Raw genomic sequence first — 16,891 nt, 5'->3', positions numbered from 1 at the left:
AAAAAAATGATAAAAATCATACTAAGAAGATTGTCACCCCTCCTGATTGTTATTGTGTTTGGTGGATTAGCCTTCGCACTGATTAATACCCAGGAAGCGCCCGAACAAAAAGATGAACCCATCAGTGTTCCCATTATTGATGTTCAAACGGTTGTACCGCAAACCTTATCATTAAACTTACCTTCCTATGGTGTTGTTAACCCTAAATATAAAACCCAATTAGTCACTGAAGTACAGGGCCGGATGCTAAGTATCTCGGCCCATTTTGTTGCCGGTGGCGTGGTGAAGAAAGGTCAACAACTGGCGGTTATCGAACCTTCCGATTATGAAGCGGATCTCATTCAGGCAGAAGCAACACTGGCACAAGCAACCGCGGCATTAAATGAAGAAAAAGCCCGCGGCGAAGTCGCTAAAATTGAATTTAAAGATTTTGCTCAAGGTGTCCCGCCAGAACTTGGATTACGTATCCCACAACTGAAAAAAGAACAAGCCAACGTTAAGTATGCCCAAGCCGCACTAGCACGAGCTAAACGAAATTTAGAACGAACAGTTATCCGCGCACCTTTCGATGGCATCATAAAAGCACGCAACGTCGATTTAGGACAATACGTTACCTTAGGTACCAATCTTGGGGAACTTTACGACACCAGCACCGCTGAAATTAGATTACCGCTAACAAACGAAGACTTGGCTTATTTAGAATCAGTTGACAACCCTGAAACCACCGTCACACTCACGGCGTTATTGGCAGGCAAACAAATGACCTGGCAAGGTAACATTGTTCGTAGCGAAAATGTTATCGACGAACAAACACGTATGGTGTACTTAGTGGCAGAGATTCACGACCCTTACCTGCGCAACCATCAAGCTGAAGGGCAATTACCATTAAAGTTTGGCAGCTTTGTTAATGCCATCATTACAGGCCGCACAGTCGATGATGTGGTCACGCTCCCTCGCCACGTTGTGCGTAATGGCCAAGTGGCTGTTGTCAGCAAAGACAATATCATCGAAATGCGCAAGGTAAACATTATTCGCTCAGACGTGAATAACATTTATATTCAAGGTAGTTTTAAACCCAATGAGCGCGTATCAACCACCAGCGTGAATAGCCTAAACTCTGGACAAATGATTAAAGTGCTTGGAGAACAAAGCAAAAACCAAAACAAGACTGCCGCACCAGACACCCACGACGCAACAAAAGTAGGTGAATAAACATGACCACAAATAAAGGAGTTATTGCCTGGTTCGCCAGCAACAGTGTGGCGGCGAACCTACTTATGATCATCTTAATTGTTGGCGGCTTATTCAGTGCCTTAATGATTAATAAAGAAATTTTCCCAAGCTTTGAATTAAACCTTATCAATGTCAATGTGGCTTATCCTGGGGCTGCACCACAGGAAATTGAAGAAGGAATTAACATCAAAATTGAAGAAGCCATTCAAGATATTAGTGGTATTAAAAAAGTCACTTCCGTTGCCAGCGACAGTGTAGGCGCGGTGACCATTGAAGTTGAAGACGGCTATGATGTGCAGCAAGTGCTAGACGAAGCCAAGCTCCGTATAGATGCCATTGCAACCTTCCCTGACAACATTGAAAAACCCAATATTTACCAAGTAAAGCCCGAAAACAGTGTCATTTGGGTATCAGTCTATGGCGATATGAGCCTTCATAATATGAAGGAAATGGCAAAAACCATTCGGGATGAAATCACAGATTTACCGGCTGTCACGCGCGCAAAAGTCAATGGTGTACGCGATTATGAAATTGGTATTGAGTTGTCTGAAGATAAACTTCGTGAATACGGCATCACCTTTACCCAAGTTGCCTTAGCGGTACAAAACTCATCAATCGATTTACCCGGTGGTGCGATCCGGGCGCAAGACGGTGACATTTTATTGCGCACCAAAGGTCAAGCTTACACCGCTGACGATTTTGCTCAAATCGTAGTTGATACTCGTGCTGATGGTAGCCGCATTATGCTGCCTCAAGTTGCAACCATTAATGATGATTTTGAAGAACGCTTAGAATACACACGCTTTAACGGCAAGCCTGCCGCCGTGATTGAAATAGCCAGTATTGATGATCAAAATGCGCTCGATATTGCCTCTCAAGTAAAAGACTATGTGGCTGAACGTAAAAAAAGCCTACCCAGTAATATTGAGCTCGATACCTGGGGAGACTTAACTCACTACCTGCAAGGCCGGCTAAACATGATGCTGTCAAACATGTTTTATGGCGCGCTACTGGTATTTATTATTTTAGCTCTGTTTTTAGACCTTAAACTCGCATTTTGGGTCATGATGGGGTTACCTGTGTGTTTTTTAGGTGCCATGCTATTAATGCCGCTTGAGCCGTTTAACATGTCAATTAACATGCTGACACTCTTTGCATTTATTCTGGTCTTAGGGATAGTTGTCGACGACGCCATTGTTATTGGCGAAAGCGCTTATACCGAATTAGAGGAAAATGGCCACTCACTAAACAACGTCATTAAAGGCGTACATAACGTGGCCATGCCAGCCACATTTGGCGTATTGACGACCATTGCAGCGTTTATTCCAATGATCATGGTATCGGGTCCTATGGGGATCATCTGGAAATCCATCGGTATGGTTGTGATTTTGTGTCTCGCCTTTTCGTTAGTGGAATCAAAATTGATTCTCCCTGCGCATTTAGCCAACATGAAAATCAAAAAACGCACCGCACCTACCAATGTATTTTCACGGATAAAATTCGCCATTAATGAATGGTTACAGCACTTTATTCACCACACCTACCGTCATTTTTTAGAGCGATGCATTAAGATACGTTACAGCGTTGTCGCCATGTTCATTGGCGTACTTATCTTGTCTGTTGCACTCGTCATCAGTGGTAAGGTTCGTTGGATTTTCTTCCCTGATATTCCATCAGACTTTATTCAAGTACAAATTGAAATGGAAGAAGGCAGTTCAGAACAAAACACCCTACATGTGCTTCAACAGGTTGAAGATGCCTTGTATAACATGAACGAAGAACTTGAAGCACAATACGGTTATCCAATGGTAAAACACAGTTACATTGAGCTAAGCTCTCGTAGCAGTGCGTTTGTGTTTACTGAATTAACCAAAGGGGAAGATCGCGATTTAGACGGTGTAGAAATCGCAGCGGCATGGCGTGAGAAAATACCCGAATTATTATCTGTCAAAAAACTAAACATTAATGCCAGCACCAACGATGCCGGTGGCGATTTGTCATTTAGGCTAACCGCTACAGACTTAGCGCAATTGTCAGAAGCCTCAAAAGCGCTAAAAACAAAGCTTGCCACTTACGAAGGCGTCTATGACATTACCGACAACTTCTCGTCGGGCTCACACGAAATACGCCTAAAAATTCGTCCAGAGGCACAAGCCCAAGGGCTGACCTTATCTGATTTGGCTCGCCAAGTACGTTACGGATTTTACGGTTATGAAGCTCAACGTATTTTACGTAACAAAGAAGAAGTCAAAGTGATGGTGCGCTACCCACTTGAACAGCGGCGCACGGTTGGCGATCTTGAAAACATGCTGATCCGCACACCAATGGGGGCTGCCGTTCCGTTTTCTACCGTTGCTGAGATTGAATTAGGCGAATCATATGCATCAATTACCCGTGTTGATGGTCGCAGAGCCATCACAATTTCGGCCAATGTAAATAAAAACAATGTTGAACCGTCAAAGATTGTGGCAGAAATTCAGGAAGCGTTTTTACCCGAATTAACGGCACGATTCCCTAAAGTCGCCTCTGCTTTAGATGGTGGTAGCTTAGACGAACAAAATGCCATGCTGGGTTTAGCACAAGGCTTTTTCTTTGCCATGTTCACCATTTTTGCGCTAATGGCTATACCATTAAAATCATACACTCAACCTCTGATTATCATGTCGGTGATCCCATTTGGCATGATTGGCGCGTTATTTGGTCACTACATGCTGGGGTTATCAATGAGCATATTAAGCTTGTGTGGTATTGTGGCATTAGCTGGGGTTGTGGTGAACGATTCACTGATTTTGGTCGACTTTGTTAACCGCGCACGTGAAGAAGGTAAGTCACTGATGCAGTCAGCAATAGACTCAGGTTGCTACCGTTTCAGGGCCATCATTTTAACCTCACTCACCACCTTTGTAGGCTTAGTCCCCATTATTATGGAAAAAAGTTTACAAGCTAAAATTGTCATACCAATGGCAACCTCACTGGCATTTGGTATCTTGTTCTCAACATTGGTGACGTTAATTTTAGTCCCCGTGCTTTACATCATTCTTGATGATATCAAACAGCTATTGAGAAGAATGTTTATTTGGTGGTGGAAACCTACCCCCCAGACTCCCGAAGGTGATTATCACACCGATAAACATTAATTGCTCAAGGACCAAGGCACATAAAAAAGTCACCACTTTATATGTGTCTAATGGTTTTTGATTAAAGTGTCGCTATATCGTCAGGTTACTCCTAACAAATAGCGACAACGCAGAGCTAGCGCTGCAGGGGCTTTGGGGGCTTAAAATGCCGCAGAACATCACTTGTTAGCCCTATGGTATTTTCATCAAACAGAGCTCTGGTAGCTCTGTTTTTTTGTTTTCTGGGAGCTAAGCAACATAGTCCACTGTTTTATTGGGCTAAAATATTGAGCATTACCGCCAATAAGTAACTTGCTATGACCAATAAAAGTTTACCGTCACCAACGTTAGTTTATGATATCGGCAGCCACCGTTATCTTAATATCACAGCCAGATGCACATTAAGATGTCAGTTTTGCCCTAAACATAATGGCTCAACACAGGTACACGACTACGATTTATCATTAAATAAGCGTATAACTGCCGTTGATATTATTCCGTTACTGGGTGATGTTACTGAGGTTGATGAATATGTGTTTTGCGGTTTTGGGGAGCCAACCCTTAACCTAGAATGCTTACTGCAAGTAGCTCATACGATTAAAGCCCGAGGAGGACGAGTAAGATTAAATACCGATGGGCTTGGTAATCTCTTTCACCGGCGTAATATTTTACCAGAACTAAGCCAATGCATAGACAGCATATCCATTTCACTTAATGCCGACACCCCCGAAGGATATCAACAGCACTGTCGCCCTAAACTTGCTGGTTCGTACGACGCATTGCTTGAATTTATTCATCAAGCTCCACAGTTTTTCTCACAGGTGCAAGCGAGCGCAATTAATGGCCTTAGCAATGTTGATATTTCTCGGTGTCGCAATATCGCAGAGCAAAACGGAGTAACATTCAAACAGCGCGAATTAGATAAGATTGGCTAAACAATTATCCTGTTAAAGCGTTTTTCCCACGCAGGCTTCATGCTAGTATTGCCACTATGTAACTGCTAAAAAAGTGACACAATGGCTAAGCGCAAATCGGTAAGCTCTCCCAACTCATTACTCATATCATCACAAGCCGCTCGTTGGTCTCAACAGCATGTATTGTCATTGTTAAGTCAAATACTGATTCTGTTGATTACAGTATTTATTGTCACTCACATGGTGGTCAGTCTTGGTGAACGACGTTTACAAGAAGACTGGGCAGACCAACGTTATAGCGAATTACAAACAGTTGCATCGCTTGCCTCAGATAAAGCTGCATTTTTGCAGTTCAGAACCCAAACATTTGCCAAAGCAGAATTGCTGCGCCAATACCTAGAGCAACCGTCACAAGTACAACAACAAAAAGTGATTGAAAGCTGGACATCATTAACCCAAAACATTCCTGAACTACTTGGCTTATCGTTATTTGATCCGCAAGGAAAATTGCGTTTTTCAACCACTGATAGTTTTGACAACATGCACATTCCAGCCACACTATTAGGCTCAGGGCGAAATATGGGCGGAAGTGATATTTACACATCGCCCATGTCTTTTACCCCTATTAACGGTTTACTTGAACCGTATTTTTATCAACTCTCTTGGATTGAAAACCCAGATCAAAGCATTAAAGGCTACCTCGTTACTTACAATTCGATCACCAAATTACTCGAAACCATTAAACCTGCTTTTTTTAACCAGAACTCGCCGTTGTTATTACTCGACACACAAGGTTTTTTATTTGCCGGAGCCAACCAACCAGAACCCTTGTCTAATATGCCAGATAATTTAGGTTCTAGTTTAAAGCAAACGTTTCCTGATTTATGGAAGGTAATGGCCATGAACAACTATGGTCAGTTTTACAGCGACGAGGCCACTTTTGTGTATTTAAAAGTGGAGTTAACCAGCCAATACGAAACTAAGCGTGAGTATTTTTTACTATCTTATATCCGCCACGATGATATTGCATCGCGTTATCTTGAATGGCGTTTAGTGATACTTATCGCAGGTGCGCTGATTGCTTTACTGGCCTGTGGTTTAATTATATTACGTCATTTGTTTGTGCTTGAGCGCCGAGCAAAACACAACAGTTTACAACTTAGCCACGGCCTATTTAACAGTGAAATAAGTTGTTTGATCGTCAATGATAACGGCCGTATTGGCAGCGCCAACCTTAAAGCTTCTAAAGCACTTGCATTGCCAATTGACACCTTAGTTGATCGTAGTATTCAACGCGTGCTAAACCTAGATGATGAACTGTTTAAACGTATAAAAGAGGCTCTGGCACATCATCAACAGTGGCGAGGTGAAATCAATATTGACAGTGAGAACAACACCACCTTGCAAGCCCACATTCGCAGCGAATTAAGCCCATACACTAAAGAGTGTTATTGGCTGATTACTTTTGAAGATATTACTGTGCTCTATGAGAGCCAGCGCCAAGCTTACTTATTCCAATTATTAAGCGAAAGCGCAGTTGCCACCGCCTTAACAGATGCCAATGGCAAGTTGATTAAATGCAACAGTAAATTTGACCATTTAATGTTATTAAACGGTGAAACAAACATTGCTATTACCGAGCTTTTAGGCAGCGAGCTAAACGAGCAATGGCACAATATTTGTTCTCAAATTAGTGTACAAGGCGAATGGAGCGCACAAATCATGCCCTTTACACAAAGTCGATATAGCCAGTGCCTTAAAACAACATTATCTGGACAGCTCGCCTACGACGGTGATATTGAATATCTGATTTGCACGTTTGAAGAAACACAGCCAATCGTAGCGCCACACAAACACAGCAATGTGTTTGGGCACCGAAGTGCAATCGTGCTGCGCATCAATGAACTTGAAAATCACTTTAATCATTTAAGCGAACAAACAAAAATTCAGTCCAGCTTACTGGTTATGGATATTAACCCTGAGGGCATTTTTAGCCACATGGGCAACGTAAGTCAGTTAGAAAAACGCCAAAAAGACATTGAATTACAATTATTAATCGAACTGCCACAAAACTACCAAATATCACAGTGGCAATTGGGTAAGTTAGTCATTTTACTGCCAGACACTGATGCCAATCGAGCACATCAATATGCTACCAATGTCATGTCTCGTTTAGACGAACATCATTTATCAGAAGGGATTAACATTGGTATTGCAGGATACGTGTCACCTCAAAGCCTTGAGCAATACCTTGCTAATGCAGAAATCGCACTTAAACGTGCTAAGCAGTCTGTTGATCAAAATATTTGCCAAGCATTTACACGCACAACCCATACCGATCATTTAAATTAACTCATTATTAGCCACCTGAGCCCCAGCACTGTATGGTCTGACATTGTTGGGGCTTATCCTAATCAGCACAACAATGTGATCATGCTTACGGGTTAACATCGCTTATCACTTAATTATCATGATGGTATTAGGTGAACAAACTGACATTGCTAAATCAAGGTTCAACTTGATGATGGTCAACAACTTGTGTGTCTTCATTTAGGTGAGTGTCTGACTCCAATGAGAAAGGCTGAATGTTATCCGGCAGCTTACTCTCGGTAATTTCAACAATACTTGAACGATTCATTGTCACTTTAAACCGTGCATACTCAGGTTGCTGTTTGCCATCTCGTAAAACAGCAACAAGATTAACTTGGTAACGACGTTCAACCGACTCATGGCTAATATTTCCATCGGACTCTTTATAAATTCTTGCTTTACCACGTTCTAAATGGCGAGCGAAAGGAACTAAGCTGAAGTTAACCTGCTCCTGAATTTGAGAGTATCCCGCTTCAAACGGTTTATTCGTCACTTTTGTGGCGATACGGTAATGCAGCACTGTTGAGTCAACTTTATTTTGACTGTGCCGCTGCTTCATGATTTCGGCCACCGTTTCAGGAATGTCTTGCGAACGCATAAACTCAAGCCAAACTAATTGTTTAGCGACAATTGCTTGGGTAGTCGTGTCACGCAATATACGGCTCCAGCGAGGACGTCCTCGTTGAATAAAGCGCCACATGGCGTTGCGAAAGTCCTCTTTAAAAATTTCCCTAAAACCATAAATCACAGCAAGAGTGAGCAATAAGGTTAACGTTAGTCCGTTAAAAAAACCCTGAGCTTTAATAATTAATGCAGACACCACGAGCATAACCAGCCCAGTAGCTAGACCTGTAACAAACTTTTTTAAGCCTACACCCAGTGGTTTTAGCTCTTCTTTTAACACAACACCTTGTTGAATTAAACGACGTAGCAGCAACATTTTATTAGAAATCCGATTAGGATCTTGCTGAGTTTGCAACGAATTATATTTACACACCTGCTCACGATAGTGATTTTCACTGCGACACAAGTTAAGCACCTTGTCTTTCACTTCACTGAAATCAGCACTACGAGGCGCGTACGCTAAAGTTTTTAGCAATTGCTGCTCACAAAACCACGAAAGATAATTATCAGCATGCTCAAAGTATGACTTCCACTTAGGATCGCTCGGTTCATTACGGCGAAACTTTTTAAGCAGCTGGATAACCACATCACACAGCTCGTCCAGTGCCATATAAAACTCACTGGTATCTGTCTTTTGGCGCAATTCTTTACCATCGGTTTCAATGGCAACGGCAAATTGATAAGCAAATAAATTAAGATATAAACGAAATTCTTCAAGGGTTCGTTTGTTTAAACTGACAAAACGAGATTGAACTAATGGCAGATGTAAACCTTTAGAATAATAAGAGCGACGACCAAGAATGCCGCTATGGTAGTACTCATCTTCATCTAGCGTATGAGAGCCAATGCCCATTTCTGTCGGGAGATAGAAGTATAAATCGAAGGCACGCTGATCCCCTGGCGCCATTTGATGACTAAATTTAATTGATAATGCTTCTTCTTGTTTTACTTTAACTTTTGCCACTGTTTTAACTTACATACCATTTAAAGTTTCATCGATATCATCGATAGTAACCTAATGATGAATTTATTCAATGTGGCTGAGGCACAACTGCCGGGATTATCTTACAAGACCATAAACTATTGCTGGGATTAAACGTTAACATTGCCCGAGAATGTTCGCGATCAATGTTAAGTATTTGCAACTCAATGGAGACATCATCATTGAGTTTAAGCTCTGGCGAGGCAAAGGTTAACTCATTAAGTAAGTATGGATGTAAGGCACTGCCCTCTTGCCACTGCAATGTTTTTACATTGAGCGCAAGCAGGTAACTTGATGAACCTAAATCCACCTGCCTAACTGCCCCCTGCATCACAGCATACTCGGACAAAGAAGCGCCAGATTGAAGCTGATAATGCAACTGCGCTTGTTCGTGTTCTATATTCACAATCAGCATTAACTCATCTGGCTCGGTAAGGGGCTGAAAATCAGCGAAATAACTGTCTGCATGACAAGAAAACTGCCATACATGATTTGGGGTTGAAAATTGCTCAAGCGCACTGGTTGCGCCAAAGACCACGAACATTAAACTAATCACACATGCTAGCTTGCCGTGCTTGGATAGCACAAAACGGCGAATACGTTTACGCCATCGGTAAGAACGTAAAAGTAACTTAGCCACAAATGTGCACCTTATGCAGCCACTCTTGGGTCATAAATGGCGAGTGCATGTTGTCGACTCTAATTTTGAGATTTTTATATAGCCAATCCGTTTTTGTCGATTGAGTCAGCAGAACACTCACATAATGTCGATCAGCGGAAATTGCTGCATAAATAGCATCCCAATGCACATCATGACACAAGCGTAACTGCGTAGATAAACAATCGGCATGTAAAATGGCATCTTGTGGTGTGTGGCTGTCAAACACAGATAACTGAATAACCTTACCGCTTGACGTCATCACCTGACGCAGCACGTCTGCTTTAGTAAACCAAGGCGGATTAATATGTGACCACAAAAAAAACAACATAGCTAACAATGTGCCAATAATGACGCCATATTGCCCCAATGATAGTAAACGATTAGGAAGTTCAAGTACTCTGGGATGCTTAATTGGGGTGGTGGGATACAAAATAACCCCTTGATCAGGAATGTACTCGATTAAGTCATGATGACTGGCACAGAGGTAATCGATGAGATGATATATAATACCAACCAATTCAGTATGAGTGAGTTGATGGGCTGCATTACCTGATATATCGACAGTGTCTAACTGACTTAATGGCACAACCTGGCCACGATGCTGAACCAATTGAGTAAGCACCCAATATTCATTAACGTTTAAATGCCACTGAGTCGATTTTGCTTGATCAACCAACAAATGCCGCTCAGTATCAAACCAACAACATCCTATTTGCATCGTCCTTTCTCAGCGCCGCTACTGATAGAAAAAGTATACTCCTAAAGCCATTTACTTATGGTTAAATGATCTTAAATCATGTAAAAAAATGATGGTTTCGTGAAGCTTAGCTCGAATATGAGGCGTTTTTTGAGCCAGATATCATTGCATGATTACAAATACAGTGAACGCTAATACGCTAAGGCCATAATAAAGACATAAAAAAAGCTGGCTAAGCCAGCTTTCTAAGATCATTCACATTATTTAAAAAGAATAAAGTAATGTCATGTTAGTTTCAGTGTCGGTGCTTTCTTTTGCATCTAGCGGATCACTGTTATAACGAACAATCACAGCAAACTTCATTGCCAGAGCGCCGATGATATTTGCCGTTAACGATGTTTCAGAACGTGCATCGAGTTTTTCACCCCAGTCGGCGACAAATTTCTGTTGAAATTTTGACGACTCGCCAAGCTTAGTTTGAAAGTCAACCACGGCGTGAACAACAACACTGTCATCACTGTCATAACCTTCTGACACAGATAACTCATCATCAAGTTGTTGATAGATATAACCAGGACCCGCTTCTGCTTTTAACGACATTCTGTCGGTATCGATAAAGCGATGACCGTAACCCGCTGAAGTGGTAGAGGTAAAATCATAACCAGTGAATGGATCAACTTCATAGTTAGTGTTAGCAAATAAATAACTCACATCATCAATTTGATAGTCCCCCTGCACGCCTAAAAAGTAGCGTTTAGCGGTCACTTCGTCAGTATCTTCTTTGTATAACCCTTCTGCTACATATTGGTTTTCCCAATCGCCTAACTCTTGTTTTAACGCTAAACGCGCTTTAAAAGAAGAGGTATCGGTATTACCTGTAGTGAGTGTGGCGCCTAATTCGGCTTCGCCTGCGAATGTCGCATCGCCTTCAACAAATTCACTTCCAGCATGTGCTGCAAATGGCATGGCCAGTGTAATAGCTGCAGTCAGTAGCAGTTTCTTCATGTCATTTCGTCCTTTATTTACGGTTTACAAAAACGTCTAAATGGCTATCTTGTTCAAATTTGCCCAAATACTATCATTTTAGCGAGTGGATTGAAAAAAATGTGACGTAAATCAACATTAAACAAAATACATTAACAGTGATCTATCAGCATTAACCCCGTCTGTAATCACCATGTAATCTGCGCTAGGCCACAAGGCTCTTAGTTTGCCAACGCCCACTTCGCCAGCGCCACAACATTGCCAACCCTCTTACCCACTCATCTAATGCTAAGGCAGCCCAAACACCTAACAGGCCAAATTCATAATGAATACCAAGTACATAAGCGCCAGGGACCGCAATACACCACATTGAAAATAAGCCCATAAAAAACGGAAACTTAGCATCACCACTGGCCCTTAATGCATTAATAACTACAAGGTTAAATGTTCTACCTGGCTCCATCACCAAAGTGAGTATAAATAATTGACCAACAAGTAAGGCGATGTCAGCTTCATCGGTAAATAGGCTCACAAGATTAGGGCCCCAAACCGCAACAAATAACGCCACAACAGTGGTGACAATCAGCCCTAATTTTAATGCGCGATACATTTGGTGCTCTGCCGCTTTTAGCTTTTTAGCCCCCACCATATGCCCAATAATAATTTCGTTACCTATGCCAATCGATAAACCAAACAGTAAAATAAACATACAAATTTGAAAATATAACGACTGTGCAGCAAGCGCTTTATCGCCCATTAACCCCACAAAGGAAGTCACCACCATAAATTGCAACATCCATGACACGTTTTCCCCTGCGGCAGGCAAACCAATATGGAACACTTTTTTTAGCATCTTCAGCTCTGGACGCAAAATGCTTGGAATATGTATCTTTATACCGGTATAGCGCACAAACAACACAGCCATAATTGTCATACCGACTAATCGCCCCACAACGGTGCTAATCGCAACACCAGCAACGCCCATTTGTGGTATACCAAACCAGCCATAAAGTAATAATAAGTTACCAACAAAGGTGATGATATTCATCGACAACGTGACCCACATTGCCTGCTGAGTAAATCCATGAGCTCGCATGCCTGCAGCTAAACACATTGCCATGGCTTCAGGAATAAGGCACAAACCCACAATATTGAGGTACAACTCGCCATCTGCCATGAGCTCTGCGGGTAAATTCATTAGCGTTAACATAACTGTGGCGCCCGTTAAAATGCCAATGGCAGCCACAAGTCCCACTAAAAAATTAAACCCAATAGACGAATACACCACCGCACTGGCTGCAGATTTATTTTGCGATCCTAAATACTGGGTGATCACCACACTTGCACCAATACTCACGAAACTAAATAACGTAATCGCCAATTCAAACACCATGTTGCCGACCGACAAAGCCGCCACGCCTTGATATGACACATGACTGATCATAAAGGTGTTCATAGCCGCAGTTAAAAAATGCAGTGCAAAATCAACAAACAAGGGCCAAGTTAATGAAAATAAAGATAAAGGCTTTTCTGAACTGGAATGCATAACGTGGTCTACTGTGAAGTTAACGTTGAGATTAATACAAGGTTATATCAATAAATGATGACATTTTAAGGGCGCAGATCATGCGTGATGACGTTTAAAAAAACAACATTTTTCGTAATTTATTTACAAAAAAATGGCCCACTGGATTCAGTGGGCCATTTCATAACAATATTGCCTAACTTGGTTTACATGATTTTTGGATCAAGTTCACCAGATTGATACGCTTTATACATAGCCTGTAAAGACTTAGGCTTAATTTTAGACGCCATACCCGCACAACCAAACGCTTCGTAACGCGTCGTACAAATGTCTGCCATTGCTTCCATCGATGCTTTTAAGAATTTACGTGGATCAAACTCAGCAGGATGTTCGGCCAAAAACTTACGAATAGCACCGGTTGAGGCTAAACGTAAATCAGTATCGATGTTGACCTTACGCACACCGTGCTTAATGCCTTCAACGATTTCTTCTAATGGCACACCATAAGTTTCTGGAATTGCACCGCCATATTGGTTAATGATTTGCAACCATTCTTGCGGCACAGATGAAGAGCCATGCATAACCAAATGGGTATTTGGAATACGCGCATGGATCTCTTTAATGCGATCAATACGCAACACATCACCAGTAGGTTTACGGCTAAACTTGTAAGCACCGTGGCTAGTACCAATTGCAATGGCTAATGCATCCACATGGGTGTCAGCAACAAAGCGAGCGGCTTCTTCAGGAGTGGTTAACAGTTGATCATGGCTCAACACACCTTCTGCGCCTACGCCGTCTTCTTCACCGGCCATCCCGGTTTCTAAGCTGCCTAAACAGCCAATTTCACCCTCAACTGACACTCCACAAGCGTGAGCGAATGCAACAGTACGGCGAGTGACATCAACGTTATATTCGTACGATGCAGGTGTTTTACCGTCAGCCATTAACGAGCCGTCCATCATCACAGATGACATGCCTAGCTGAATTGAACGCTGACAAATATCAGGGTCGGTGCCATGGTCCTGATGAATACAGACCGGAATATCCGGATATTGCTCAAGAGCTGCAGCCATCAGATATTTTAAAAACTGTGGGCGGGCATATTTACGTGCACCAGCTGATGCTTGCACAATCACAGGGCTGTCTGTTGCTTCAGCCGCTTGCATAATTGCACGCATTTGCTCGAGGTTATTCACGTTAAATGCAGGGACGCCATAACCATGCTCAGCAGCATGATCAAGCAATTGTCGTAGAGAGATAAGAGCCATTTTGTTCTCCATTAATAGGGTGATTGCTCACCTAGGTCGCTATCGTTTGGACAGATTTTAACGCTGTCACAACCTCATTCCTTTAGGCTATAACAGCGTGTTTTATTATAATAATTATATTTTTTGCAATAACTTAAGACGTGAACTTAAGCGCCACGTTTTTCAAGCATTGCGACTGCGGGTAACTCTTTACCTTCTAAAAACTCAAGGAAAGCACCACCTCCAGTAGAGATGTAAGACACTTTGTCAGCAATATTATATTTATCTACTGCTGCAAGGGTGTCGCCACCGCCCGCAATAGAAAAAGCTTTTGACTCAGCAATTGCTTGCGCAATACGTTTAGTGCCTTCACCAAATTGATCAAACTCGAATACGCCCACAGGGCCATTCCAGACTATCGTACCAGCTTGTTCAATTATTTTTGCCAGCGCTTCTGCACTATCTGGACCAATATCAAAAATCATATCGCCATCGGTCACATCCGTCACTGACTTAAGCGTTGCCGCAGCTGTTGGGCTAAACTCACTGGCAACGACCACATCCGTTGGCACCGGAATGTCGCCACCACGGCTTTGCGCATTAGCCACAAGACGCTTTGCTTCTTCAACTAAATCGGCTTCAAATAATGATTTACCGACTTTATGGCCCGCGGCAGCAATAAAGGTATTTGCAATGCCACCGCCAACAACTAATTGATCTACTTTTGTAGATAAACTTTCAAGTACCGTGAGCTTAGTTGATACTTTTGACCCACCCACAATAGCCACCATTGGGCGAGCAGGATTATCTAACGCTTTACCTAAAGCGTCTAATTCTTGCGCTAATAACGGGCCGGCGCAGGCAACAGGTGCATATACACCCACGCCGTGGGTAGAGGCTTGAGCGCGGTGTGCGGTACCAAAGGCATCCATCACGTATACGTCACACAATGCCGCCATTTTCTTGGCTAATGTGTCATCGTTTTTCCCTTCACCTAGGTTAAAACGGACGTTTTCAAACACTACCACTTCGCCAACATTAACATCAACACCATCAAGATAATCACTGACTAAACGCACTGGGCAAGTTAATGCTTTCGCTAAATAGTCGACCACAGGTTGCATTGAATACTCAGCATTAAATTCGCCTTCTGTCGGGCGACCTAAATGCGACATCACCATCACGGCGGCGCCTTTTTTAAGTGCAAGTTCAATGGTTGGAAGTGAAGCACGTAAGCGCGCATCGCTGGTCACCACACCGTCACTGACAGGTACATTTAAATCTTCACGAATAAGCACACGCTTATTTTGTAGATCTAAATCTGTCATATTAATAATTGCCATAATTAGCATTTCCTTTTTAAGTTAAAAACAAAACTTGTTTCGAGATATGCTTAGGTTGTATGCATCTTCATCACCTTTAAGCACCTCGAGTAACCGGCTTATTGCCCATTACTGAAATATTTGACCTTGTCAGTCAGTTTGCCTGGCTTGGATCATGGCTAAACTCGTATCAAGCATACGATTAGCAAAACCCCATTCGTTATCGCACCATAGTAATAACTTAACTAAATGACCGGCACTAACTCGTGTCTGGGTACCATCAACAATACTCGAACGTGGATCGTGGTTAAAGTCACACGACACCAACGGCTCGTCAGTATAGCCTAAAATACCATTAAAACTGCCGTTTGACGCACGTTGTAGCACATTGTTGATTTGTTCAATATCGACTTTTTTATTCAGCGTGACAGATAAATCGATCGCGGTCACATTGATGGTCGGTACTCGAACAGAAATAGCCTCAAATTTATCTTTCATGTGCGGCAAAATACGTTCAATCCCGCGAGCCAATTTGGTATCGACAGGAATGATAGACTGCCCAGCGGCACGCGTACGTCGTAAATCATCATGGTAAGCATCAATCACTTGCTGGTCATTCATTGCCGAGTGAATTGTGGTGATCGCCCCACTTTTAACCTCAAAATGCCGGTCCAGTACATCAATCACCGGCACAATACAATTAGTTGTGCATGATGCATTTGAAATAACCGTGTGCTCAGGTCGCAGCAAATCATGATTCACCCCATATACAATGGTGCCATCCACATCGGCAGACGATGGGTGACTAATCAACACTTGTTTTGCGCCAGCTTGAATGTGCGCTTCGCAAGCTTGACGGTCAATTAAGCTACCAGTGGCTTCATATACTATGTCAATGTCAAGATCGCGCCAAGGTAATGCACTGGCATCAGCTTGGTTAAGTAATTGAATGCTGTCGTCGCCAATCAGCAATTTATCACCATCGAGTTTAACGGTGTGCTGAAAACGACCATGAGTGGTGTCATATTGGGTAAGATGACAAATGGCTTCAGGTTTTGCGAGCTCATTGATGGCCACAATCTGAATTTGCTGACGTTTTCCAGACTCGTACAATGCACGAAGAATTGAGCGGCCAATCCGGCCATAACCATTAATTGCAACTCGAATCATTTAGGGTCCAGAGTATTCATCAAAAGTCCTAATATGATTACCC

At 42.5% G+C, this 16,891-nt stretch carries 12 protein-coding genes; 4 read left to right on the top strand and 8 right to left on the bottom strand.

What is annotated here, in order from left to right; genetic code table 11:
* Window positions 1–6 precede the first annotated feature (6 nt).
* The 4 genes from L2703_RS14820 (at window position 7) to L2703_RS14805 (ending at window position 7,615) form a co-directional block, all read left to right on the top strand.
* Window positions 7–1,212 (top strand): efflux RND transporter periplasmic adaptor subunit, encoded by a 1,206-nt coding sequence (locus L2703_RS14820; RefSeq protein WP_248971855.1) that lies wholly within the window; start codon window positions 7–9, stop codon window positions 1,210–1,212.
* A gap of 2 nt (window positions 1,213–1,214) precedes the next feature.
* Window positions 1,215–4,370, top strand: coding sequence for an efflux RND transporter permease subunit (locus L2703_RS14815; RefSeq protein WP_248971854.1), 3,156 nt, complete (start codon window positions 1,215–1,217; stop codon window positions 4,368–4,370).
* Window positions 4,371–4,666: 296 nt separating this feature from the next.
* Window positions 4,667–5,284 carry a TatD family nuclease-associated radical SAM protein gene (locus tag L2703_RS14810; protein ID WP_248971853.1) on the top strand — a complete coding sequence of 206 codons (618 nt, stop codon included), beginning with the start codon at window positions 4,667–4,669 and terminating at the stop codon, window positions 5,282–5,284.
* Window positions 5,285–5,365: 81 nt separating this feature from the next.
* On the top strand, window positions 5,366–7,615 hold the full coding sequence (locus L2703_RS14805; RefSeq protein WP_248971852.1) for a PAS domain-containing protein: 2,250 nt from the start codon (window positions 5,366–5,368) through the stop codon (window positions 7,613–7,615).
* Between the two features lie 154 nt (window positions 7,616–7,769).
* On the opposite strand, the gene L2703_RS14800 is transcribed toward L2703_RS14805, so the two are convergent.
* From L2703_RS14800 to epd, 8 genes are all read right to left on the bottom strand, one after another.
* On the bottom strand, window positions 7,770–9,221 hold the full coding sequence (locus tag L2703_RS14800; RefSeq protein WP_248971851.1) for a hypothetical protein: 1,452 nt from the start codon (window positions 9,219–9,221) through the stop codon (window positions 7,770–7,772).
* 67 nt (window positions 9,222–9,288) lie between these two features.
* The gene (locus L2703_RS14795; protein ID WP_248971850.1) at window positions 9,289–9,879 is read right to left on the bottom strand and encodes a hypothetical protein; all 591 of its coding nucleotides are present in this window, start codon (window positions 9,877–9,879) and stop codon (window positions 9,289–9,291) included.
* A complete protein-coding gene (locus tag L2703_RS14790; protein ID WP_248971849.1) occupies window positions 9,872–10,618 on the bottom strand; it encodes a hypothetical protein in 747 nt (248 codons plus the stop codon). Before L2703_RS14790 ends, L2703_RS14795 begins: the two co-directional genes overlap by 8 nt.
* Window positions 10,619–10,861: 243 nt before the next feature.
* Window positions 10,862–11,602, bottom strand: a complete 741-nt coding sequence (locus L2703_RS14785; RefSeq protein ID WP_248971848.1) for a DUF481 domain-containing protein — start codon at window positions 11,600–11,602, stop codon at window positions 10,862–10,864.
* A gap of 184 nt (window positions 11,603–11,786) precedes the next feature.
* A complete protein-coding gene (locus tag L2703_RS14780) occupies window positions 11,787–13,127 on the bottom strand; it encodes an MATE family efflux transporter (RefSeq protein WP_248971847.1) in 1,341 nt (446 codons plus the stop codon).
* A 185-nt stretch (window positions 13,128–13,312) separates the two neighbouring features.
* Entirely contained in the window at window positions 13,313–14,377 is a 1,065-nt protein-coding gene (gene fba, locus L2703_RS14775; RefSeq protein WP_248971846.1) for a class II fructose-bisphosphate aldolase, read from the bottom strand.
* A 146-nt stretch (window positions 14,378–14,523) separates the two neighbouring features.
* Complete coding sequence (locus tag L2703_RS14770) at window positions 14,524–15,699, bottom strand: phosphoglycerate kinase (protein ID WP_248971845.1); 1,176 nt, start codon at window positions 15,697–15,699, stop codon at window positions 14,524–14,526.
* Window positions 15,700–15,828: 129 nt separating this feature from the next.
* The gene (epd, locus tag L2703_RS14765; RefSeq protein ID WP_248971844.1) at window positions 15,829–16,848 is read right to left on the bottom strand and encodes an erythrose-4-phosphate dehydrogenase; all 1,020 of its coding nucleotides are present in this window, start codon (window positions 16,846–16,848) and stop codon (window positions 15,829–15,831) included.
* Window positions 16,849–16,891 lie beyond the last annotated feature (43 nt).

Source organism: Shewanella basaltis (assembly GCF_023283885.1).
Classification (GTDB): Bacteria; Pseudomonadota; Gammaproteobacteria; order Enterobacterales; family Shewanellaceae; genus Shewanella; species Shewanella basaltis.
The sequence above is the reverse complement of the archived record's forward strand: the minus strand, read 5'-3'. Positions and strand labels throughout refer to the sequence as shown.